The 22,814-nt window shown below is 69.2% G+C and carries 18 protein-coding genes; 13 read left to right on the forward strand and 5 right to left on the reverse strand.

Going from position 1 to position 22,814, the window contains the following annotated elements; all coding sequences use genetic code 11:
- Nucleotides 1-51: 51 nt before the first annotated feature.
- Nucleotides 52-819 carry a hypothetical protein gene (locus tag HUA75_RS02740; RefSeq protein ID WP_141648175.1) on the forward strand — a complete coding sequence of 256 codons (768 nt, stop codon included), beginning with the start codon at nucleotides 52-54 and terminating at the stop codon, nucleotides 817-819.
- A gap of 33 nt (nucleotides 820-852) precedes the next feature.
- Here the strand turns inward: HUA75_RS02740 and HUA75_RS02745 are convergent, their stop codons facing one another.
- Nucleotides 853-1,116, reverse strand: coding sequence for a hypothetical protein (locus tag HUA75_RS02745; protein ID WP_174453075.1), 264 nt, complete (start codon nucleotides 1,114-1,116; stop codon nucleotides 853-855).
- Between the two features lie 298 nt (nucleotides 1,117-1,414).
- Between HUA75_RS02745 and HUA75_RS02750 the strand changes: the two genes are divergently transcribed.
- The 6 genes from HUA75_RS02750 to HUA75_RS02775 all read left to right on the forward strand — a co-directional run bounded on the left by HUA75_RS02750 (nucleotide 1,415) and on the right by HUA75_RS02775 (nucleotide 10,418).
- A complete protein-coding gene (locus HUA75_RS02750; RefSeq protein ID WP_174485458.1) occupies nucleotides 1,415-3,073 on the forward strand; it encodes a hypothetical protein in 1,659 nt (552 codons plus the stop codon).
- Nucleotides 3,070-3,771, forward strand: a complete 702-nt coding sequence (locus tag HUA75_RS02755) for an ABC transporter ATP-binding protein (RefSeq protein WP_141648167.1) — start codon at nucleotides 3,070-3,072, stop codon at nucleotides 3,769-3,771. Before HUA75_RS02750 ends, HUA75_RS02755 begins: the two co-directional genes overlap by 4 nt.
- Nucleotides 3,768-5,051, forward strand: coding sequence for an ABC transporter permease (locus tag HUA75_RS02760; protein WP_174485459.1), 1,284 nt, complete (start codon nucleotides 3,768-3,770; stop codon nucleotides 5,049-5,051). Before HUA75_RS02755 ends, HUA75_RS02760 begins: the two co-directional genes overlap by 4 nt.
- A complete protein-coding gene (locus HUA75_RS02765; RefSeq protein WP_174485460.1) occupies nucleotides 5,048-5,830 on the forward strand; it encodes a hypothetical protein in 783 nt (260 codons plus the stop codon). The genes HUA75_RS02760 and HUA75_RS02765 overlap by 4 nt, the downstream gene beginning before the upstream one ends.
- A 120-nt stretch (nucleotides 5,831-5,950) precedes the next feature.
- Nucleotides 5,951-8,575 (forward strand): serine/threonine-protein kinase, encoded by a 2,625-nt coding sequence (locus HUA75_RS02770; protein ID WP_174461533.1) that lies wholly within the window; start codon nucleotides 5,951-5,953, stop codon nucleotides 8,573-8,575.
- An 85-nt stretch (nucleotides 8,576-8,660) separates the two neighbouring features.
- Nucleotides 8,661-10,418 carry an ATP-binding protein gene (locus HUA75_RS02775; RefSeq protein ID WP_141648740.1) on the forward strand — a complete coding sequence of 586 codons (1,758 nt, stop codon included), beginning with the start codon at nucleotides 8,661-8,663 and terminating at the stop codon, nucleotides 10,416-10,418.
- A gap of 4 nt (nucleotides 10,419-10,422) precedes the next feature.
- Here HUA75_RS02775 and HUA75_RS02780 read toward each other — a convergent pair whose 3' ends face one another.
- The 4 genes from HUA75_RS02780 to HUA75_RS02795 form a co-directional block, all read right to left on the reverse strand.
- Nucleotides 10,423-11,307, reverse strand: a complete 885-nt coding sequence (locus tag HUA75_RS02780; protein WP_174485461.1) for a L,D-transpeptidase family protein — start codon at nucleotides 11,305-11,307, stop codon at nucleotides 10,423-10,425.
- 666 nt (nucleotides 11,308-11,973) lie between these two features.
- On the reverse strand, nucleotides 11,974-14,412 hold the full coding sequence (locus HUA75_RS02785; RefSeq protein ID WP_254627345.1) for a LysM peptidoglycan-binding domain-containing protein: 2,439 nt from the start codon (nucleotides 14,410-14,412) through the stop codon (nucleotides 11,974-11,976).
- A 210-nt stretch (nucleotides 14,413-14,622) separates the two neighbouring features.
- Nucleotides 14,623-16,215, reverse strand: a complete 1,593-nt coding sequence (locus HUA75_RS02790) for a multiheme c-type cytochrome (RefSeq protein ID WP_174485462.1) — start codon at nucleotides 16,213-16,215, stop codon at nucleotides 14,623-14,625.
- A 5-nt stretch (nucleotides 16,216-16,220) separates the two neighbouring features.
- Nucleotides 16,221-16,604 carry a PleD family two-component system response regulator gene (locus tag HUA75_RS02795; protein ID WP_015351808.1) on the reverse strand — a complete coding sequence of 128 codons (384 nt, stop codon included), beginning with the start codon at nucleotides 16,602-16,604 and terminating at the stop codon, nucleotides 16,221-16,223.
- 171 nt (nucleotides 16,605-16,775) lie between these two features.
- On the opposite strand from HUA75_RS02795, the gene HUA75_RS02800 reads away from it, so the two are divergent.
- The 6 genes from HUA75_RS02800 to HUA75_RS02825 all read left to right on the forward strand — a co-directional run bounded on the left by HUA75_RS02800 (nucleotide 16,776) and on the right by HUA75_RS02825 (nucleotide 22,711).
- A complete protein-coding gene (locus tag HUA75_RS02800) occupies nucleotides 16,776-18,437 on the forward strand; it encodes a mechanosensitive ion channel family protein (protein WP_174485463.1) in 1,662 nt (553 codons plus the stop codon).
- A 117-nt stretch (nucleotides 18,438-18,554) separates the two neighbouring features.
- Nucleotides 18,555-19,121, forward strand: a complete 567-nt coding sequence (locus HUA75_RS02805; protein WP_141647881.1) for a hypothetical protein — start codon at nucleotides 18,555-18,557, stop codon at nucleotides 19,119-19,121.
- A gap of 15 nt (nucleotides 19,122-19,136) precedes the next feature.
- The gene (locus HUA75_RS02810) at nucleotides 19,137-19,967 is read left to right on the forward strand and encodes a hypothetical protein (protein WP_141647882.1); all 831 of its coding nucleotides are present in this window, start codon (nucleotides 19,137-19,139) and stop codon (nucleotides 19,965-19,967) included.
- A 14-nt stretch (nucleotides 19,968-19,981) separates the two neighbouring features.
- On the forward strand, nucleotides 19,982-20,590 hold the full coding sequence (lpoB, locus tag HUA75_RS02815; RefSeq protein WP_141647883.1) for a penicillin-binding protein activator LpoB: 609 nt from the start codon (nucleotides 19,982-19,984) through the stop codon (nucleotides 20,588-20,590).
- A 45-nt stretch (nucleotides 20,591-20,635) separates the two neighbouring features.
- Complete coding sequence (locus tag HUA75_RS02820; protein WP_174485464.1) at nucleotides 20,636-21,889, forward strand: COG3014 family protein; 1,254 nt, start codon at nucleotides 20,636-20,638, stop codon at nucleotides 21,887-21,889.
- A gap of 45 nt (nucleotides 21,890-21,934) precedes the next feature.
- Nucleotides 21,935-22,711 (forward strand): ZIP family metal transporter, encoded by a 777-nt coding sequence (locus HUA75_RS02825; RefSeq protein WP_141647885.1) that lies wholly within the window; start codon nucleotides 21,935-21,937, stop codon nucleotides 22,709-22,711.
- Nucleotides 22,712-22,814: the final 103 nt, after the last annotated feature.

Here is a 22,814-nt window from a genome sequence, read left to right on the forward strand (position 1 = left end):
GGGAGGTCGGACGTGGCGAAGAAGTCGCCGAACTACATCAAGGCCGCATTCATGCTGCCGGCCAACCTCGTGGGGTTGGGTACGGCGGCCGCTTCGGCGGCGCTGACAGGCGAGCCGTTGCCCGCCTTGCTGGCGCTCGGGCTGGAGGGGCTGTACCTGGGCCTCTTCTCGTCCATGCCGCGCTTCCAGCGGGCCATCCGCTCGCGGGAGCCCACGGACCCGGAGGCCGCGCGCAAGGCGGTGGACTCGCTGCTGGCGGACCTGGCGCCGTCGCAGCGCGAGCACTACCAGCAGCTCGTCGGCCTCAAGGAAAAGATTCTCGCCAACTACCGCAAGCTGCCGGGCGGCAAGGTGCTGGAGTCCGACAGCGAGCCGCGCCTGGACGCGCTGCTGACATCGTTCCTGCGGCTCATCTCCACGCTGAACCAGTACCGCTCGTACCTCAACAGCTCCGACCGGGGACACCTGGAGAAGGACGTGCGGGAGCTGGAAGAGGACGTGGCGCGCGAGACGAATCCCCGGCTGAAGGACGTGAAGCAGAACCGGGTGGATATTCTTCGCAAGCGGCTGGCGCGCTTCGAACAGGCGAGCGAGAGCCGGGAAGTGGTCAGCCACCAGCTCGCTGGCATCGAAGACATGATGCGGCTGACGCACGAGCAGTCGATCGCCATCCGGGACCCGGAGGTCGTCAACCGGCAGCTCACCATGCTGAGCGCGGAGGCCGAGGCCACCGACGAGTCCGTGCGGCAGATGGAGCAGTTCCTGGAGTTCACCGAGGAGACTCGCGGCCCGCTGCCGCATGGCTCGCGGGTGCGCTGACGCGTCGTCGCGGAGCTTCGCCTGGGCTGCGCATCATGGGGGCTGCTCGTCCCTTCCTCTGTCTCGCGGAGGAAGGGGCTTCTTCCAGAACGCAATGACTCCGCGGGGGCCCTCCGTCATGAGGATGCCGACGGTCACTGCCCCCATGAGAAGTCCCTGGCAGGCGTAGATGCCCAGCCCTCCGCCGACGAAGAGGCCCACGAGGCTGACGGCGGGATGGATACGCCACCCGAAGACGGCTCCGACGACGGCGCCCGCGAGGGCACTCAGAATCACCAGCATCTCGATGAGCGTCATGGGACTCCTCGGCGAATGGGCATCGCTCGTGTTTCAAGCGCCGTGCCCTCGCGCCCCGTGACGGGTCACGTTGGAGTGGCCCTCGGGACTCCGTCAGATTGGCAATCTGGCGGCATGGCTTGCTGTCGCATTGACGTCGCGGGTTGCTGGTGGGGACTCCCCTCCGAAGCCTCTGTGGCGGGCATTGAGTCTCGTGGAAGTTGCCTGCCCATCATCCGGGTCCCTTGGCCGGGAGGCGGACGTACGCCGCGCACAGGAATACATTGACTCTCCGCCCCAGCCGTCCTGTCCTGCCGTCATGTTCCGCCGAGCCTGGCTTCCGACCCTCCTCCTCGTGCTCGCCATCGCGGGCTGCTCACGCTGTGGCAAGGACGAGGGGCCCGTCGCCCCGACGGCCTCCGGCCCCGCGCGCTACCTGCCTCGCGATGCGCAAGCCTCCGTCGTCATCCACGACCTGGGAGCGCTCGGAGAGAAGCTGGCGCGCTTCCAGAACCTGAAGGTCGCCTCCTTCGCCGCCCAGCTCCAGAGCTTCTCCTCGGCGGAGGGCTATGTGAATGCGGTGATGCGGCAGGTGGGCGTCGACCTGCGCAGCCGTCAGGCCCTGGAGGCCGCGGGCCTCGCTCCCGAGCTGGGCGCTGGCGCGGCCTTCCTCGGTGACGGTCGCGCCATCTCCGTCGTGGGTGTCAGGGACGCGGAGAAGCTCGAGGCGACGTTCGCCGGCTTCGCGCGCACCCGACTTGGAGCCTCCGAGAAGAAGGAGGAGAGCGGCGTGGGCGGCAAGCTCGTCACCTTCAACCGCCCGGGCCACCCCGCCGCGGCGCTGGGCCTGCTCTTCATCAGCGGCGGGAAGTTCGCGCTCCTGGGCGCGGGGCCCTCCGTCGCGTCGCTGCGCCCCCTGGCCAGCCAGGCCGAGGAAAAGTCGCTCGCGAAGGAGCCCGTGCTGGCCGCTTCGCTCCAGCGCCTGCCGTCGAAGCGAGACTTCCACGTGTTCATCCCCGGCGGCGCGGGCCTGCTGCTCCCCGCGGGCACCGTGCAGGGACTCACGCTCACCGGGCTCGTCGACGACCGTGCCGTCACCGTCCACGCGGACGCGCCGTGGCCGGACACGAAGGAGTCGCTGGCCGCGTTGGACCCGGTGAAGGACGCGGCGGACCTGCGCGGCTTCCTGCCTCCGGACAGCTTCTTCGTGGCGCGCTTCCGGGGCGACCCGTCCCAACTCGACGGTGTGTGGCCCTACCTCGTGGGCGACTACCTGACGCGCGCGGTGCAGAAGAGCGGGCTCGACGTGAAGGCGGAGGTGCTCGACAACTTCAAGCCGGGCACGGTGCTGGGCCTGTCGCTGTCGCCCAAGGTGCAGCTGGGCTCCGGCATGCCCGCGCTCGATTTGCGCCGCACCAACCCCTTCCGCTTCGTCAACCTGGTGGCCCTGTCGGAGCTGGAGGACGCCACGCGGACGCAGGCCCTCCTGGAGAAGCTGCCGCAGCTCTCCAGCGACTTCGGCGCCAAGGTGGAGGCCTCCGACCTGAAGGGCCAGCGCGTGTACCTCACCTCGTATCGCGCGGGGGAGGGCGCCCACTTCGCGCTCGGGCCCAATGGCAAGCTGCTGGTCGCCTCGCCCCAGTCGCAGTTGGAGGCCTCGCTCACCGCCCTCGCGGCGAAGGCCGGCGAAGGGCCGCTGACCTCGGACCTGAAGGACGTGGGCAAGGACGCCGCGTTCAGCGCGGTGCTGGATTTGCGCCGGCTGGCGGACTCGGTGAAGAACCTCCCGTCGGAGGCGTGGGGCATTGGCGGCTTCGCCATCAAGGCCACCACCGTGCGCTGGCTGGAGGCCACCGATGACCTTCGCGCCGTGACGCTGTCCGTGTCTCGCAAGGAGCGCGCGCTCCAGGCGGAGATGTCCCTGCGCCTCACCCCCACCTCGCCGTCTTCCACCACGACCCAGCCGGCCACTCCGTGATTCACGCTCGAGACGTCACCAAGGAATATCTGGATGGAGATGGCACCCGGGTGCGGGTGCTCGACGGAATGACCCTGGACGTCGAAGCCGGGGACTTCGTCGCGGTGGTGGGCCCGTCCGGCAGCGGCAAATCCACGCTGCTGCACCTGTTGGGCGGCCTGGATGTCGACTACCGGGGCGAGGTGAAGGTGGGCGGAGTGACGCTCGGGGGCCTGAAGGACAAGGACCTGGCGCGCTTCCGCAACACGCACGTGGGCTTCGTCTTCCAGTCCTTCCACCTCATCCCCAACTTGTCGGCGCTGGAGAACGTGCTGCTGCCCTCGTACTTCGGTCCGCGCACTCCCGACGCCATCAAGCGCGCGGAGGCCCTGCTGGAGCGCGTGGGCCTGGGCGCGAAGAAGGACCGCGCCCCGGTGCGCCTGTCCGGCGGAGAGCGTCAGCGTGTGGCCATCGCCCGCGCCCTCTACGGCGGACCTCGGCTGCTCTTGTGCGACGAGCCCACCGGCAACCTGGATGCGACCACGGGCGACGGGGTCATCCAGCTCTTCCGTGAGCTGCATCGCGAGGGACTCACCGTGCTCGCCGTCACGCACGAGGAACGGATGAGCGCGGCCGCGCGGCGGGTGTTGCGACTCAAGGAGGGCAAGCTCGTGGAAGAGCCCGCACCGGAGCGTGCGACCCTGGGAGGTGCTCCGTGAGACTGGACGCGCTGTCTCGACTGGTGCGGCTGAGCCTCGCGCGCGAGCGCCGGGGGGCCTTCTTCTCCGCGTTCGGCGTGGCGATGGGCGTGGGCACGCTGGTGTTCTTCATCGGCCTGGGCCTGGGCGTGGGCCGCGTCATCCGCGAGAAGATCTTCCCCACCGACGCGCGACTGCTGGACGTGGTGCCCCCGGCGGTGTCGCTGGGCTCGCTGCTGGGGGGCGGCAAGCTGGACGCGGAGGCGGTGGAGCGCCTGCGCTCGCTGCCCGGCGTGGAGGCGGCGCACCGGAAGATGAGCGTGCGCGTGCCCGCGGTGACCCGCTACGACGGGGCCTTCTTCGGCACCAAGCTGCGCATGGGCATGGAGGTGCTGGCGGTGGGCGTGGAGCCGGCGCTCGTGAAGGGCGACGTGCAGATGGGCGAGTTCAAGGACCCGGGTGAGGGGCAGCCGATTCCGGCGCTCGTCTCCACGCGGCTCCTGGAGCTGTACAACAAGACGTTCGCCCCGGCGCGCAAGCTGCCGCAGCTCTCCGCGAGCATGCTTGTCGGCTTCGGCTTCCCGGTGGAGTTCAACCGCTCCTACGTGGCGGCGAACTCCGCGTCGGGACCCAGCCGCTCCGCGCAGACGCAGGTGGTGGGGGCGTCGGACCGGGCCATGTTCGCCGGCATCACCATTCCGCTGGAGACAGCGATGCGCATCAACCGCGAGGCGGGCGTGGACGCGGACACCTTCACGGGTGTCACGCTCGTCGCCACGGACCCGTCCAAGGTGCCCGCGCTGGTGGACGCGGTGAAGGCCATGGGCCTGGAGATCGACGACCAGGAGCGCCGCATGGCGGAGAACACGGGCGCGGCCGTCGCGCTGACGACCTCCGCGCTGGCGCTGCTGTCCATCCTCATCTGCATCCTGGCGGCGGTGAACATCGCCCACGCGCTGTCGGCCTCGGTGCGTGCGCGCGCCAAGGAGATTGGGGTGATGCAGGCGGTGGGGGCGTCGCGCTCGGACATCCGGGCCATCGTCCTGGCAGAGGCCGCCGTGGTGGGACTCGCGGGCGGCGCCATTGGCACCGCCGTGGCGCTGCTCACTTCCTTCGGCGTCAACCGCTTCGCCGCGGGCTACCTGCCCAACTTCCCGTACAAGCCCGACAGCTTCTTCTCCTTCCCCTGGCCGGTGGTGCTGGGTGGGGTGGTGCTGGGACTCCTGGCCGCGCTGGCCGGGGCCTACTTTCCCAGCCGCCGCGCCGCCGCCACCGACCCCGCACGGACACTCGCCGGATGAAGCTTCCCTCCCGAAAGACGCTGCTGGGCAATGTGCTCAGCCTGGCCGCCATCGCCTGGATCTACGGAGGGGACCTCGCGGACGCGCTGCGAGCTCGCACCGCGGATGTCTCGGCCCTCGTCGAACTGCCCTCGCCCGTGCGCCCCGCGGTGGTGCTGGCGCTGGCCGCCCTGGCGACCGCCGTCGTTGTCCTGGGCGGACTGGCGCGGGGCAGGGTCGAGGACTTCAAGGGCTACCGGCTCCTGCCCATCCTCCTGGTCGGCGCGCTCTTCGCGGACCTGGTCCTGTCGGAGAGCCGCATCCCCATCGACTCCACGGACATGGCGTCCATGAGCCTGCAGCGCTTCCACAAGCTCGCCCAGGCGCTGTCCACCCAGGACGCGGTGGCCGAGGACCCTCGCGTGCTCCAGCCCCTGCTGGAAGAGCTCGGCCGCCCTCCCTACCTGGTGCGTGGGGAGCCGCTCACGGCCTATGCCCTCCAGGTCCGAAAGGACTGCGAGGGCCCGGTGCGGGATGCCCCAGGGGTGCGGCCCGGAACGCTGCTGTACTGTGTCGCGCCGGAGCGCAAGGGGGCCTGGGTGACGATGGTGGGCCTGGCCGAGGAGAATCGCTTCGGCGCGCCGGAGCTGCTGTCGGCGGGCGGCAAGCTGCGCTTCCTGCTCGTCCAGCCCGCGATTTCCGACGAGGAACAGGCCGAACCGGGGGACGCGTTCCGGGAGGTTCCGGGGCCCGCGGCCGAGGACGGCACGGACGGCGGCACCTCCAGTCTTCAACCTTGAGAAAAATGGCGCTGCTACGCGCCTGTTGCCTGCTCGCCTGGAGAGCGCGTGAGGGTCGCCGCGAGGTTGACCCTACAGAGGGGCGATCGCTAGGCTCCCGTCGAACGGACCCTCCCCCACGTGACGACCTCTCAACCGAAGCGTCAGCCCATCCCATTCGGGAAGTACCTCCTACTGGACCGCGTCAACATCGGCGGCATGGCGGAGGTGTGGCGCGGCAAGCAGTTCGGCGCGAGCGGCTTCGAGCGGCTCGTGGCGATCAAACGCATCCTGCCGAACATCGCGGAGGACGAAGAGTTCATCTCGATGTTCATCGATGAGGCGAAGATCAGCGTTCAGCTGAGCCACGCCAACATCGCGCAGATCTACGAGCTGGGGCAGATCGCCAGCAGCTACTTCATCTCGATGGAGTACATCCCCGGCAAGGACATGCGGGCCATCTTCGACCGGTGCCGGAAGAAGGGTGAGCCCGCGCCCGTGCCGCTGGTGGCCTTCTGCCTGTCGAAGATGTGCGAGGGCCTGGACTACGCCCACCGCAAGAAGGACGGGATGGGGCGGGACATGAACATCGTCCACCGCGACATCTCGCCGCAGAACGTCCTCATCTCCTTCGAGGGCGAGGTCAAGGTCATCGACTTCGGCATCGCCAAGGCGGCGGGCAAGGCGACCAAGACGCAGGCGGGCATCCTCAAGGGCAAGTTCGGCTACATGAGCCCGGAGCAGATCCGCGGCCTGCCGTTGGACCGGCGCTCGGACGTGTTCGCCATCGGCGTGTGTCTCTACGAGATGCTCACCGGCGAGCGGCTCTTCGTGGGCGACAGCGACTTCAGCGTGCTGGAGAAGGTGCGCAAGGCGGAGGTGCCGCCGCCGTCCACGTACAACCGGCGCATCCCGGAGGTGCTGGAGAAGATCGTCATGCGCGCGCTCGCCAAGGACGTGGACGAGCGCTACCAGTACGCCAGCGAGCTGGGCGACGACCTGCAGCGCTTCCTCATCACCAGCGAGACCATCTTCGGCCGCAAGGACCTCATGCAGTACATGAAGTCCACCTTCGCGGAGGAAGTGGAGCGCGAGAAGCAGCGCCTGTCTGACTACGCCGACATCCGTCCTCCCGATGGCATGCTCGCCGCGCTCGAAGCGGCGACGGGCTTCAGCACGGGAGGCTCGGGCGGGATGATGGCCATGCCCGCGGCGGCTCCACAGCCTCCGCCTCCGCAGGCGGTTCCCGTGGTGCAGCCGATGGCCGCGCCGCCCCGGGCCACCGCGACGATGGGGTCCGTGTCGCCCACCGGCGTGCGGCGCTCGCCCACGCTGGCCGCGCTGCCCCGGTTGACGGCGGCCACCGCCGCGCCCGCGCCGAAGGAGGACGAGATCCAGGCCACGCAGTTGGTGTCCAGCGACCACGTCTTCGACGACAGGCCGGAGCCGACCACGCAGCCTGGAGCGACGGTGGGCCGCACCGTCACTCCGCTGGAGACGCGCGCCCAGTCCCAGGGCGACGAGGACGAGGAGCCCACCACGGGCAAGACGTCGATCGTCCCACCCCAGGCCCCCCCGAGGATGTCCCAGCCGATGCCCGTGCTGACGCCCGCGGGCGCGCCGCCACGTCCCTCGGTGACGGTGCCCACGCTGATGCCCTCGGAAGTCGCCGCGTCGGCCCCTGGGCCGCGTAGCAGCCGTGGCGGAAATGATGGGCTGCCCCGCATCGTCCGGGACGGGCCCGCGCCGGACACCTCGCAGGGGATTTCGCGCTCGGCGCTCCCGCCGGAGGTCTCGCAGGGGCTCTCCCGCGCGGCGCTGGCGGAGGGGCTGCAGAACAACTCGCGTCCGCCTCCCATGCTCGGCGCGGGAACTCCGCCGAGGCCGCCTCCGCCGCGTCACGTCGAGCAGGACGAGGACGACGACCAGGAAGACCGGCCGACCGCCGCCGTTCCCGCGCTGGGCCGACGGAGCCTGGACAAGCGGGTGCTCTATGGGGTGGGCGGGGCCGTGGCGCTGCTGGTGCTCCTCCTCGTGGGGTGGGTGGCGACGCGTCCGGGGGTTGGCTACGTCATGCTGGATCTCCAGCGTGTGCCGCCCGAGGTGCGAGGTCGGATGCAGGTGACGCTGGACACCCAGCCCATCCCCGTGGAGAGCGGTGGCACCACGCTCTTGCGCGAGGTGACGGCGGGGCAGGTCATGGTGACGGTGAGCGCGGAGGGCTACAAGACCTTCACGCGGACCCTCCAGGTCAACAGCGGCAAGGGCGTGGAGCCGGTGGAAGTCGCACTGGAGAGCCTGGTGCGCACCGCGTCGCTGGTGCTCGTCACTCAGCCCTCGGATGCCCAGGTGAAGGTGGACGGCAAGGTCATCCGGGCGCAGGGCGCTTCGGACGCGTTCATCAAGGGCGTCCCCATCTCCGGCCAGGAGTGGGTGGTGGAAATCAGCGCGCCGCAGCACAAGCCCGCCTCCAAGCGCGTGCCGTTGACGGGTGACGGTCCGTTCGAGGTGTCGCTGAAGCTGGAGCCGGTGGTGTCCAAGGTGTCAGTGAAGATCGACTCCAAGCCGGCGGGCGCGGTCATCTTCGCGGGTGGCCAGGAGCTGGGGGAGACGCCGGCCACGGTGCTGGTGTCCCCGAACGTGCGTCAGCTCACCCTGAAGCTGAAGTGCCACAACGACGCGGAGGTGGACGTTCCCGCGCCGGAGGCCGGAGAATCCATCGCCACGGCGACGGTTTCCCTCAAGCGTCAGCCCCGCTGCCGTTAGATTTCATGAAATCGAGCCCCGCTTCCCTCGTGGGAAGCGGGTGCGTCAGCTCCTCGAACCGGGGAGCGACAGGAGGCGTGTGTCCGTGAGCAAGGTGCGCAAGGTTCACAAGGAAGATCCGCTGGCGGACCTCCCCCGTTGGGCGCAGCAACTGGCCCGCAAGTACTACACGAAGACGGTCAGCACCTTCCTGCTCTACGGGGCGGTGAGGGACCTCCAGCCGCTCCAGTTGGAGGACGGCGGGCGGGGCTTCGGCACGCTGAAGACCTTCCTCTCCGAGGAGCTGTTCGGCGGGCGGGACCACGTCCTCTTCTACGACCGCTCGTCGGGCATCCGCTCGGCCACGCCGGAGACGCAGAAGGACCTGGCGCGGACGATGTCCGGCTACGACGCGATGTACGGCACGGACTACGCGAAGGTGACGCCGAGAGACCCAGGCCGCGCGCTCCAGATTCTGGAGAACTTCCTGCGGATGCGGCTGAGCGAGGGACGCTCGCTGGCGCTCATCATCGACTTCGCGGAGACGCTGGTGCCGGGCGGGGAGATTTCCCACCTGTCGTCCGAGGACCGCTTCGTGCTGGCCACGTTGGACAAGTGGGCGCATGACCCGCAGTTCCTCGCGGGCGATGTGTCCGTGGTGCTGCTGGCGGAGAACCTGGCGGACATCTCTCCGCGCATCTCCCGCAACCCGTACGTGGCGCCGATTGAACTGCCGCTGCCCACCGAGGAGGAGCGGCTGGAGTACGTGCGCTACAAGCTGGAGGGCAAGCGGCTCCAGTCGCTGTCGGAGGTGCCGCTGGCGGGCCTGGCGAAGATGACGGCCGGCCTGTCGCGCATCAACCTGGACCGCGTGCTGACGGAGGCGCTGGAGCGGGAGATTCGCATCACCTCCGACCTGCTCAAGGAGAAGAAGAAGGAGATCATCCAGGCGGAGTGCCACGGCCTTCTGGAGTTCATCGAGCCGACGCACACGCTGGATGCGGTCGCCGGACATGCCAAGGCGAAGCAGATGCTGCGGCAGGCGGCCTCCGCGCTGAAGAAGGGGCGCATCGAGGTGATGCCCATGGGCTACCTGCTGTCGGGCCCGGTGGGCACGGGCAAGACGTTCATGGTGAGCTGCTTCGCCGGGGAGATTGGAATCCCGGTGGTGAAGTTCCTGAACTTCCGCAGCCAGTGGCAGGGTGTCACCGAGGCGAACCTCGAGAAGATCTTCAACCTCCTCAAGGCGCTGTGGCCGGTGGCGGTGATGATCGACGAGGCGGACACCTTCCTCGGCAACCGTGACTCGGGTGGAGATTCGGGGACGAGCAGCCGCGTGTTCGGCTCCATCGCCTCCTTCATGGGCAACACGCAGTACCGCGGCAAGATTGTCTGGTTCCTGATGACGGCGCGGCCGGACCTGCTGCCCATCGACCTCAAGCGTCAGGGGCGCGCGGAGGAGCACCTGGCGCTCTTCTATCCGCAGACGGACGCGGAGCGGGACGAGCTGTTCCAGGTCATGTCCAAGAAGACGGGCGTGTCGGTGGAGGGCATCGATTCCTTCTCCCAGATGATTCCGGAGGGGATTCGGGCCTTCAGCGGCGCGGATATCGAGGCCGTCATGGTGCGCTCGAAGTTCCGCGCGCTGGCGGAGGGCCGGGAGTCCGTGGCGAAGGAGGACCTGGCGGCGGTGCTGGCGGACTTCGTGCCCCCCAGCTACCCGCTGGAAATCGAGCTCCAGAACCTGGTCGCGGTGCAGGAATGCACCAGCCGGGAGCTGCTGCCGGAGGTCTACCGCTCGGTGGACCGTGATGCCATCACCCGTCGCGTGCGCGAGCTGAAGGCGCTGCTCGAAGCGGGGTAGCGCTTCAGGAGACCGGCACCGGGGTTCCGCCCAGGTGCGGGTCGTCCACGTGCTCCACGATGGCCACGCGGTCTCCTGCGGAGAGCGCGTCGTGGAGCACGATGATGGCTTCGTTCGAGTGACGGATGCAGCCATGGGACACGTCCGCGCCCAAGAGGGCGGGGGCGTTGGTTCCATGCAGCTCCTCGGCGGAGTGCCGGCCGTCGGCCCAGGACAGGTCGAGGATGCGTGTGCCGAAGACGTGCCGGTCGTTCCACAGGCGCGCGCCCGCTGCTTCGGCGGCGGCCTGGTCCAGTCGGGCCCGGACGACCTTGAGCCCCGCGCGCGTGGGCGTCGTGGACGTGCCCGAGGCATTCGGGAAGATGTCCAGCAGGCGGCCCTCCGCGTCGTAGAGGAACGTGCGGTGCTCGCGCAGCGCGACGACGACGCGCACGGGTTGGCCATCGTAGAGGGCGGGAGGCGTCCCGCGCGACTGGCCGCGCATGCCGGGCTCGGGTGCCAGGGCATCGAGCGCGCGCAGCGTGGCGGCGTCCAGGACGCCCGTGGGTTTGACCGAGGGGAAGTCGCGGCGCGCGTGGACCTGGAAGTTGCGCAGGGCGCGCACCGTCTGCGGACCGAACTGTCCGTCCGCGCCGCCGTGGAGCGCGAAGCCCATCTTCAGCAGCGCTGTCTGTACCGCGCGCGGGCCGTCACCTCGCGAGCCCGAACCGAGGACCTGTTGTCCGGACGCAACGTCTACGAGCTGGGGCAGCCCGGTGAAGCGGGCGTTGCCGAGGGGCGGGGATACCGAGAGCCAGGATGAGCTTCCCCAACCGTTCGTGGTGGTGGGCTGCACGGGAGTGGGAAGGACTGACTTGCCACTGACGGGGGCGTCGCCGCGCAAGGGCATGGTGCGCTCTGGAGTCCCGAGTGATGCCGAGTCTCTTGCCAGTGCGCCGCTCGGCCCCAACGGGGTGTTAGCGAAGTCGTGGGCGGTGGCGATGGCTCGCTCTGGCGTCCCGAGTGAGGCCGAGTCTTTTGCCAGTGTGCCGCTCGAACCCAGCGGGGTGTTTACGAAATCGTGGGCGAGCTTGCCGGCCCCTTCACCACGTTGTGCCGTCCGGACTTCGTGGGACGGGCGTCGCGAGACCTGGACGGAGAACGCCGCGCGTGGGGCGGTCTCCACGGAGTTGTCTCGGGCTCGCGTCGGGGGATGCGTGTGAGCCCATCCTGCTTCCACGACCCTCGAGGGAGGGACGTCGTCGGCGTCGAGCGAGAAGGGCAGGGTGGGCGAATCGTTCCGCGAAATGGGCGAGGTCATCCCCAGCCCCTGTGCAATTCACTCGCCCGACGATGGGCAGCCCGAAGCGCCCCTCGCGTGGATGCCCAGGGCGCGCTGAACGAAGGGGCGACGTGAGCCCCGTCACCCTGCAACCGCGCGCCCGACGATGTGCAGCCCGAAGCGCCCCGCGCGGGATGCCCAGGGTGCGCTCAGCCAATCGTCGAGGTCATCCCTCGCCACGCGGCAACGATGCGTCCCACGGCGGGACGTCCGAAGACGTCCTCGCTTGGAGGCTCAGGGTGCGCTCAGCGAGAGGACCTTCCCCGTGGGGATGGAGCGGTGGTCCTTGATGTTGTTCCACCGCATGATGTCCTCGACGGTGATGCCGTAGCGCTGCGCCACGGACCAGAGCGTCTCGCCCTCGGCCAGCGCGTGCACCTTTCCGCCCGGCGTCCCCACGTTCGCGGCCACCTGCTTCGCCACCACCACCGTGCCCGCGCGCTCCTGCACCTGGGAGGTGCCCTCGGGCCACACGTACACCAACGAGCCGACCTGCAACGTCGGGTTGCGGCGGCGCAGGTTGTTCCACTTCTTCAGGTCATCCACCGACACGTTGAACTTCGTGGCGATGACCCACAGGCTGTCGCCGGACTGCACGCCGTACGTCACGCGCTTGCGCCCATTGAGCGTCTCCGTCTTCACCGGACCCGCTGCCACGGGGCCCTTCGGAGTCCCCGCGGGAACCTCGTCCTCGGGCCGGTGCACCACCACGCCGCTGCGGCGGGCCTGCGCCACCTTGCTCGCCAGCGCGCCGCCACTCGTGGGGCCCGCCTTGCTCGCCGGCACCGGAATCACAAGGTCCGTGCCGAGCTTCAACGTCCGCGCGCTCTTGAGCCGGTTCATCTGGAGGATGGCCTCCGACGCCGTGCCGTAGCGCTCCGCGATTTGCGACAGCGTGTCGCCCCGCTTCACGGTGTGCACCCGGAACGTCAGTCGCTCGGCCGGCGAGAGCTTCTTGAAGCCCTCCACGAACCGGGGTGACGAGCCCGGGGGAAGCCGCAGCTTGTAGGGGTTCTTCGCGCTCGCCGGAGGCGTGCACCAGCGCTTCAGCTCTGGGTTCAGGTCCTGCACGTCCTGGATGTTCACCCCCGCCGCGCGCGCCACCACGTCCAGGTCCGTCGCGTCCGTCAGTTCCACCACGTCGAACTCGAGGGGCTGCTCGTAGTCGAACTCCTGCTCGGAGAAGCCGAACGCCGACGGGTTCTTCGCCACCAGCGCGGCGGCGATGAGCTTGGGCACGTAGTGCTTCGTCTCCTTCGCCAGGCCCTTCTCCTCCGACAGCACCCAGAAGTCGCGCGTGCCGTGGCGCTCCACCATGCGACGCACGCGGTAGGAGCCGGTGTTGTAGCCCGCCCACGCGAGGTACCAGTGGCCCAGCTCCCTGTAGAGGTCCTTGAGGTACGTCGCCGCGGCGCCGGTCGCCTTGATGGGGTCCCTGCGCTCGTCCACCCAGAAGTCCTGCTTGAGGCCGTACTGCTTGCCGGTGCTGGAGATGAACTGCCACGGACCGGACGCGTGCGCCCACGAGTACGCGTGCGCGGAGAAGCCGCTCTCAATCATCGCCAGGTACACGGTGTCCCGAGGCAGGCCGTGCTTCTCCAGAATGGGCTGCATCACTGGCAGGTAGCGCGCGGAGCGGGACATCCACTTGCGGAACCAGCGCCGTCCGGGCCCCTGGAAGAACTGGATGTACTGCGCCACCAGCGGCTGCATCTCCACCGGGATGTCGTAGCGGTCCTGAATCAGCCCCACGTCGAACGCGGCCAGGTTGGTGATGAGCGGCAGCTGCTCCGGCGTGTCGTCCTCGCGGAAGGTGGGCTCCTCCAGCGCGTCCAGCATTCGCATGCGCAGCGGGTTCGCGAGCCCCAGTCGACGCAGGGACTGCATCACCTCCGCGCTCGGCCGGGCCGCTGGGTCCAGCGTCACGCCTTCCAGCGCGCGCAGTTCCTCCATCTCCGCGGACTCGGACTCCACCACCTCGCGCGTCGCCTCGGGCTCCCCGTCCGCGTCCTCCGCGTCCTGACCGTTCGCGATGGCGCGCTTGTCGTCGAGCTCCGGCGCATCACTGTTGCCCGGTGTCGACGACTTCTCTTCAGCGGACACCGTGTTGCCGGTAGCGGCTTGCGCCGTGCTCGGGGGCACCGGCGTCGTGCGCGCGGCCTGCGTCTTCGCCGCGTTGCCCGAGTTCGTGGGCGCCATGTTCGCGGTGGCGGGGGCCGTCTTTTCTCCACTGCTGTTCGCGGGCGTGGAGGGCTTCAACCCGCTGCCAGCGACGGGGCTCGTCGCCTCGCCAGCGCTCGCGGGGGTGGGGGCCTTCACCGCGTTGTTCTCGCTCGGGCCCGAAGCAGCACCAGCATTCGCGGAGGCAGGGGCCTTCACCGCGTTGGTCTCGCTCGGGCTCGCGGCAGCGCCAGCACTCGCGGAGGCAGGAGCCTTCACGGAGTTGCCAGAGACAGTGCCGGCGCCCGTGGGCGCATCGACCTGGGCCGTGGAGCCAACAGCAGGCGAGGAAGCAGAGCCCTCGGTCTTCACCGCACCGGTGTTCGTGGGCTGGGTCTTCGTGACGCTGCCGCCCGTGGTGGGCGGCGTGTCCTTCACCGTCGAAGGGGTGGGGGCAACGGCGCGCGTCTCATCCGCGGCGAGCACGCGCATGCCGGGCGGAGGCGGGGGCATGGGCGGTGGCACTCCCTCCGAGAGAGGGAGCGAGGCCAGGTTCAGCACGAGCAGGCAGAGAGGCAGCATTTGGTCGCAGGAAGAGTGCGCCCAGAAGCAGGCGAAGGCCGAAGTATTCGCCCTTTTTCTTGACAGTCAAACAAGGAGTCGCGCGGTATGGCCGAACTCTGCACGCTCCGTGGGTGCGGCCTGCCAGGCGCTGACGCGTGATTACGGTTTGGCGGGCTTCCGGGTGTCCGCTGGCTTGCTCGACGGCTGAGCGTCCACCGGCTTGCCATGCCCTGGCCCCAGGATTCGCGGCAGATACGTCGCGAAGTCGAAGTGGGGCGAGTTCTCCGGGTTGTGGCAGGTGACGCACACGGCTTCACCAGGAGACGCGAGGATGTTGTCGGCGCTCGGCTCGTCCGAGTGCGCGGAGCCAGGCCCGTGGCAGCTCTCGCACCCCACGTCCTCGCGTCCGGCCACCTTGTCCAGCCGGCACACGCCACCGGGCTGCTCCCAGCCCGTGACATGGCACCCCACGCAGTTGAGGTGGTGCTGCTTGCCGACCTCTTCCAGCGTCTCCCAGGCGTGGTGGTGCTTGGACTTCTCCCACACCGGGAAGGACTCCTCGTGGCACGCGCGGCACGGCTCGTTGCCGACGAAGCCCGACTCACCCTTGGCGGGAACAGGGCAATCCTGGCCGTGCTCCTTCGCCCAGGCGAGGTTCAGCTTGCCCACCTCCGCGTCGTAGCGCGCCACCAGCGCCTGCGCGTCCGGCAGCGAGGGCAGTCCCGACTCCAGCGGCACGAAGCGCACCGTGAAGCCGTTGACGTCCGTGGCCGCCGCGGGAGGCGCCGTCACCAGGGCCTGCCTGCGCGCCACCAACTCGTCGCGCTTGGCCTGCTTGAGCGCCTTGAGCTTTGGGTCGATGCCCGGAAGATTGATGTCCTTGTCCAGGAGCGCGGTGCGCTGCTCCAGGGCTGCCACCTCGCGCTCCAGATCGGCCTGTCCCTTCTGAAGCGCGAAGCGTCCCGGCTTCGGCGCGTAGCTCAGGTCCACGCGCACCAGCGAGCGGCCCTTGCTCTGCGGCGCGACGACGGGCACCGACGCCTTCACCAACCGGTTCTGCTCACCACTCATCTCCGTGGCGGAGCGCGTGGCCACCAGCACATCCACCGCGAGCCCCGGCGTCTCCGCGGCCTTCTGCGCCTCTTCCAACGGCGCATCCAGCAGCCCCAGCACGAAGTCCGCGCCCTCCGCGCGGGCCTTGGCACTGGCCGCCACGAGCTGAGCGGGCGTCTCCCCCGCGACGACGCCCACCTTGCGAGCGCCCGCTGGCAGCAGCTTCACCGCGCCGTCCGCGACCTCCGGCAGACCCAGCCCCTGGCGGAAGTCCGCGCCGCGCGTGTCGTCCAGCGGCCCCGTGGCGCGCACCGACAGCCCCATCAGTCGCATGGCATCCGCCAGCGCCTTCGCCTTCAGCTCCTCCTGGGGAACCTGTCCGGGCTTGAGGGTGGTCTCCCCGAAGAGGCTGTTGCCGCCGTCCACGTACAGCACGGGCAGGGTGGTTCCCTGGCGAGCCTCGCGCACCTGGAACGCCGCGCGGGCGATGCCACCGCGCATGTTCTCGCTGCAGCCGCAGGGGCCCAGGTAGCCGCGGGTGTCCGCGGAGACGAAGAGGATGGCGCCGGGCGCCGAACTGGACGCGGTGCCGACACCCGCCTCGGGCTCGGGCGGGTGGGGCGGCGGCTCCTTGCGCATGCACCCACCGAGCACCAGCACCAGGCCCCAGAGGGCGGCGAGGAGGACGGGGCGCGGCATGCGGTTCACCAGAGGATGCTCTGCACCAGTTCGTCGATCTTCTCGCCCATGGCCTCCAGCCCGTTCATCTTCGACAGGAAGCCGTCGGCGCCGACCTGCTCGGCCAGCTTGGACAGCTCGTCGTCGGGCAGGCTGGAGAACAGGACGATGGGGATGTCCTGGGTGCCGTACTCGTTCTTCAGCGTGCGGCAGATGTCGGTGCCCTTGGCCTCGGGCATGTGGATGTCCGTGAGGATGAGGTCCGGCCGCCAGCTCTGGAGCGTCTTCTCGAACTCCATGAGCGTGGAGGTGGCGACGACCTCGTAGCCGCGCGCTTCCAGCACGGCCTTCTCCATGGCGAGCGTGATTTCGCTGTCGTCAATCAGGAGGATTCTTCGCTTCTCGGACACGTCGACCTTCCTTGGGCTCCGTTTCTATCCTACCCCCACCCGGCGCACCAACGCCTTTCCCACGGGGTAAGACGGGGTGGTGTCGTGGACGTCCCCCTCCCGGTCGTCCGGGCGGGGGGCGGGGCCTGACTTCTTCCGGCAAACCCACCGAAAAGGAGTATGCAGGGCGCCATGATGCACCCAGACCGCCGAGCCTGGACGGCCCTTCTCCTGGTGGGAAGTCTCCTCTGGACGCTGCCCGTCGCGGCGCTCAATTCGGGCCTGGGGTCCCCCTCGTCCCCCGTGGACCGGCAGTCCCCCCACTCCACCACCCAGGGGTTCCTGGCCGCGGCCCACCGGGGGGACTACGCCACTGCGGCGCACTACCTGGACCTGGACTTCATCCCCCGCGCCCAGCAGCCCGAGCGGGGCGCCCAGCTGGCCCGCCGGCTCAAGTTCGTCCTGGACCGCAAGCTCTCCATCGACCTGTCCCTCTTGAGCAAGGCCGCGGAGGGTGACCCGGCCGACCCCCGCTTCGACCTGCTGGGCATCATTCCGCTGGAGGGCGCCAATGTGTCCATCCGCGTCCAGCGGGTGGCCCAGGACGGCTCCCTGGTCTGGGTGTTCAGCGAGTCCACCGTGCGGATGGTGGACCCCCTCTTCGAGACCTACGGCCCCCGCGTGGCGGAGTGGCTGCCGCCCTTCTTCTTCTCCGGCACGGTGTTCGGCCTGGAGCCCTGGCAGTGGCTGGGCCTGCTGGTGACGCTCTTGGGCTCGGTGGGACTGGCCCTGCTCCTGGAGCGGATGTCGCTCGCGTTCGGGCTGCGGCTGGCGAAGTGGACGCACCTCACCCTGGATGACCAACTGGTGGCGGCGGGGCGGGGGCCCCTGCGGCTGCCGTACTTCGCGATACTCCTGGCGGCGGGCACGTCCCTGTTGCTGCTGCCGCGCCCGGTGCAGACGCTGTTCAACCGGCTGAGCTATTCGCTCATCATCATCGCGGTGGCGTGGTTCATCCTGCGCTTCCTGCGGGTGTTCGCCAACTTCGTGCAGAACCGCGTGTCGGGCGACATGCGCGACGCGGGCCGGGCCCGCTCGCTGCGCACCCAGTTCGCGGTGCTGCGCGCCGTCTTCGAGGCGGCGACCTATGTGGTGGCCGCCGCGCTGCTCCTGATGCAGTTCGAGGTGGTGCGCAACGTGGGCGTGTCGCTGCTCGCGTCCGCCGGTATCGCCGGTATCGTCATCGGCCTCGCGGCGCAGAAGTCCATCGCCACGCTGCTCGCCGGCATCCAGCTCTCCATCACCCAGCCGGTGCGCATTGGCGACCAGGTGGTGGTGGAGACCGAGTTCGGCACCGTGGAGGAAATCACCCTCACGTACGTGGTGCTGCGCGTCTGGGACCAACGCCGCATGGTCATCCCGATTACCTACTTCCTGGACAAGCCCTTCCAGAACTGGAGCAAGTCCAGCACGGAGATGCTCGGCGCCGTCACCCTCCAGGTGGACTACTCCACGGACGTGGACGCGGTGCGCGGGGAGCTGCGGCGCATCGTCGAGCAGGACGCGAAGCACCTGTGGGACGGGCGGCTCCAGTCCGTCGTCGTGCTGGAGGCCCAGGACCGCACGCTCACCGTCCGCGCGCTCGTCAGCGCGGCCAACCCGGACAAGCTCTTCGACCTGCGCGCCCTCGTCCGTGAGCGGCTGGTCGCCTTCCTGCGGGCCCATCCCGAGTGGCTGCCCTTCACCCGCACCGAGTCCCGGCAGGCCCCCACCGCGCTGCCGCCCCCGGAGGCTCGGGACCCCCAGCCGGATGCCCCCCAGGACCTCCCTCCGACGGGCCCTCGCACCTCCTGAGAGGGTGCGACAGAGACAGGGAGCCCTTGCCTGCCGGAAGGGTGTTTTGAATATTGGTGACGCCGCACCGTCGTTGCGTTGGAATTTTCGCACCTACCGCATGTGGGAGTCTTCGAGATGAAGCGTCATTCCAGGTTGTGCGGAGCCCTTCTGTCGCTGGCCGTCGCGGCGCCGTTGACCGCGGCCGCGCAGGACCGGGGCCGCACGGATGGGCCCGAGGAATCCGAGTATGGCAAGGGCGGCTATTCGGGCTCGAACAGCCAGGGCGTGTCGCTCCAGCTCGACTGGGGTGCGGCCATCAATGACAAGGAGCCCCCCGAGGACGCGCCGTCGGGCCCGCCGCTGTACGTGGGCGCCACGCTGTCGTTGTGGGGCGCGGACTGGTTCTCGCTCGACGCGAGCGCCGCCTATGTCTTCGACGGCGGTCGCTTCATCGGCATGGTGGGACCGAAGTTCCGCACCTGGGGCTGGCCGCTGGTGTTCACCGCGGGCCTGAGGGCCGGCGCCATCGTGATTCCCGAGGCGGAGGGGCTGCGCTTCGGCATCTCCCCCCAGGTGGGCGCCGAGATTCTGATGGGCCACCGGGACAACATCCTGCTGGGGCTCAACTACAACCCGGACATCCCCATCGGCGGTGGCGGCGTGACGCACCGGCTGGGCATGTCCATCGGTTACAGGTTCTAGGGGAGGTCGCTCGCCATGATTGCCCAAGTGCTCGCAGCCACGCTGGCGTTGGCCTCCAGTCAGGCCCCAGTCAGCCTCTCCTCCACGGGAGGAGGTCCGCAGGTCTCCCTGCCTTTCCCCACGGGCACCACGCAGACCTACAACATCATCCAGTGGGACCCGAACCAGCTGCCGCGCATCTACGAGCGCTCGGACCAGCTTCCCCTCACGGACGAGGAGCTGACCAAGCTGTCCCAGGCCGGCTTCGAGCCCGCGCAGTTGGTGAAGATGATTGAAGAGCGGCGCTGCGCATGTGACGCCAGCGCGGACGGCCTCATCAAGTTGAAGAAGGCCGGGGTGGACAAGAACGTGCTCGCGGCGGTGTCGCGCCACGGCATCGCGCCCAACCGGGAGCTGGAGCTGCTGGTGACGATGGACTTCACCGGTGAGAGCCGCGTCGCGCGCGAGGCGTTCCTCTATTTCTTCGTCGACGACGGGGACCTCACCCGCGTCTTCAGCGCCAACATCACGGACCTGCTCCAGCGCCGCAACCGCCACGAGACGACGGTGGACCGCAGCGACATCCTCGTCGCGCGCACGGTGCGCCGCGTTCAGCTCTCCGGGCGGGTGCCGCTGAAGACGTACGGCAAGCACAACGTGCTGGTGGTCGCCAGCGCCAGCCCCACGCTCACCCATCCCTCCCAGCTCACTCCGCAGGAACGGACGAAGTCGCAGAGCTACACCTTCGACTATCCCCGCGCCTCGCTCATGAGCCTGTGCCGCCTGACGGCGGGGTACCGCCGTGACGCGGTGCTCAACTACAAATGGAACTTCGAGGGCAGCCGCTTCGAATGCGAATGGAACTAGGAGTCATACGCACCATGAAGACCCATCGCCTCATCCTGACCGCCTGCCTCGCCGCCTCGCTCGTCGCGTGCAGTGGCCCGCGCGCGTACACGCGCGGGTCGTACGAAGACCCGAACGAAATCGAGATGCTGTCGGACCAGTTCAACGAGAATGACCTGCAGCTCATCGCCAAGAAGATGGCGGAGTCGCTGGCCAACTCGCCGCGCTTCTCCACGCCGCGTCCGGACGGCTCGCTGCCCATCGTCCTCGTGGGCAAGCTGAAGAACAGCACGTCCGAGCACATCGACATGCGCTCGCTGGGCGACAAGATTCAGACGGCGCTCGCGCAGACGGGCCGCTTCGCCATGGTGGACCAGGCCGCGCGCCAGGACATCGCGGAGGAGTACGAGTACCAGCAGTCGGGCTACGTGGACCCGAACGCGGCCAAGGGCCCGGGCGCGCAGGTGTCCGTGGACTTCATGATGACGGGAGACCTGGCCTCCATCATCCAGGAGGTCGGCCGCGACAAGCTCGTGTACTACAAGATGACGGCGAAGCTGAGCAACGTGCGCACCGGCCTCATCGAGTGGACGGACGAGAAGCAGATCCGCAAGAAGTTCGAGAAGCGCGGCGTCAGCTGGTAGCAGGCTGACGCAAGCCGCTGGCTCCACGCGAAGGCTCGACTGCTCATGACCTCTCTTCTCCGCCACCTGGCGCGCCCTCGAGGTGGGGGCGTGCTCGCGCTGGCGAGCGTGCTCCTGCTGACTGGCTGCGCGGGCGACTACGTGGCGCGCACGCGCGGCGTCCGCATGTCCTATCAGTCGGAAGACTATCCGGGCGCGCTGGCGGGGCTCGACGCCGTCTCGAACGAGGGCTCGGAGAAGGACGCGCTGCTCGTGCTCCTGGACAAGGGCATGGTGCTGCACGCCGCTGGCAAGTGGGCGGAGAGCAACAAGGTGATGGAGGAGGCGGAGCAGCTCAGCGCGCGGCTCGACGGCGTCTCCGTCAGCGAAGAGGCGGGGGCGCTCGTGACGAACGAGCGTCAGCGCGCCTATCGCGGCGAGGACTTCGAGAAGCTGATGATCTCCGTCGTCCAGGCGCTCAACTACGCGGAGCTGGGAGACGACGAGGCGGCCATGGTGGAGGTGCGTCAGGTCAACGAGCGCCTCCAGAAGATGGTCACCGAGGAGAAGAAGCCGTACCAGCAGCTCGCCATCGCCCGCTACCTGGGCGGTGTCATCCGCGAGGACCAGCGCGACTGGGACTCGGCCTATATCGACTACGCGAAGGCGTACGAGCTGGAGCCCCGGCTGGGCGCGCTGGTGGAGCCCCTGCTGCGGCTGTCGAAGTACACCGGCCGCGATGACGTCTACGCGGCGCTGAAGGAGAAGTACCCGGAGGTGGCCCATCCGCCCCTGGCCCGCGACGAGTCCCAGGTCGTCGTGGTGGTGGAAGCGGGGCTGTCGCCGGAGAAGCAGCCCACGTCCCGCGACTACGGCACTGGCGGCAATCTCATCGAGGTGCCCGTCTACCGGGACCGGGGCAGCGCGCCGTCGGTGCGTGTGCAGCTGGGAGACCAGGACGAGCGGGCGGTGACGGTGACGTCCCTTGCGGACGTCGCGCGGCTGCACCTGGACACCCGCATCGGCGGGATGCTGGCCAAGCAGCTCGCCAGCGTGGCGGTGAAGGCGGGCCTGGCGGCGGGCCTCGGCGCCGCGACCAAGAGCGAGGAGCTGGGCGTGCTGGCCTTCCTCCTGCTCAATGCCGGCAATGCGCCAGACCTGCGCTCCTGGCTTTCCTTGCCCGCTGAGTTCCAGGTGGCGCGCTTCCGGGTGCCGGCGGGGAGCCACACGGTCCGTGTAGAGGCCGGGGGACGGGTGTCGGAGCACACGGTGGACGTGAAGCCGGGCCGGGTGGGGTTGGTGGTGGTGCGGCGCTACTGAGTCGGCGGTTTTGTTGTGGCGGTTTTGTTGTAGGGTGCGCGCCCCATGTCGGTCCTGGCCACGGTGGCCCTCTACTCCCTCATCGTCGTCATCGGCGCGCTGCTTGGCGCGATGGTGGTGTTGTGGAATCAGCGGCCCACGCAGCTGGTCCGCTTCCTCGCCTTCGCCGCGGGCGTCATGCTGGGCGCGGCCTTCTTCCACATGTTGCCGGAGGCGTACGAGGGCGGGGGCTGGTGGGCCTTCGCGCTGGTGCCCGCGGGCTTCGTCTTCCTGCTCGTGCTGGAGCGCTACCTGGTGGCGCACGCGGGTGAGGACCTGCCCGGAGACCACATGTCCGGCAGCGGGCGCTCCCCCGCGCAGGCCGGGCAGGTGCTGGGGCTCACCGCGTTCCTCGGGCTGTCCACGCACACGCTGTTCGACGGCATCGCCCTGGGCTCGGCGGTGGAGGAGGGCGTGGGGTTGATGGCGCTCCTGGCCATCGTCGCGCACAAGGTCCCCTCCGCGCTGTCGCTCGCCTCCATCCTGAAGACGGAGGGGCGCTCGCGAAGCTCCATCCTCCTGCTCTCCGTGCTGTACGGGTTGATGGTGCCGGCGGGAGCGCTGCTGTACTTCGCCTTCGACGCGGTGCTGCGCTTCGAGAGCATGGCGCCCAAGGCGCTGGCCTTCTCCGCGGGCACGTTCCTCTACATCGCCGTGTCGGACCTGCTGCCGCACGTGCATCGACACGGCAAGGACCAGCCGGGCCGCAACGTGCTGGCGCTGTTCGTGGGACTGGCCCTGATGTTCGGGCTCGCGCGGCTGATGGGGCATCCGGCGCACTGAGCCTGCTCGCTCGTGCGCTAAATCCTCGCGCTCCGGAGTTTCGTCACAAACAGTCCTTCGGTGCTCTCTCCACCAAGGAGGGGCCGCACGCGCCTGGGCTGAC

This window comes from Myxococcus sp. CA040A, assembly GCF_013336725.1.
Taxonomy (GTDB): Bacteria; Myxococcota; Myxococcia; order Myxococcales; family Myxococcaceae; genus Myxococcus; species Myxococcus llanfairpwllgwyngyllgogerychwyrndrobwllllantysiliogogogochensis.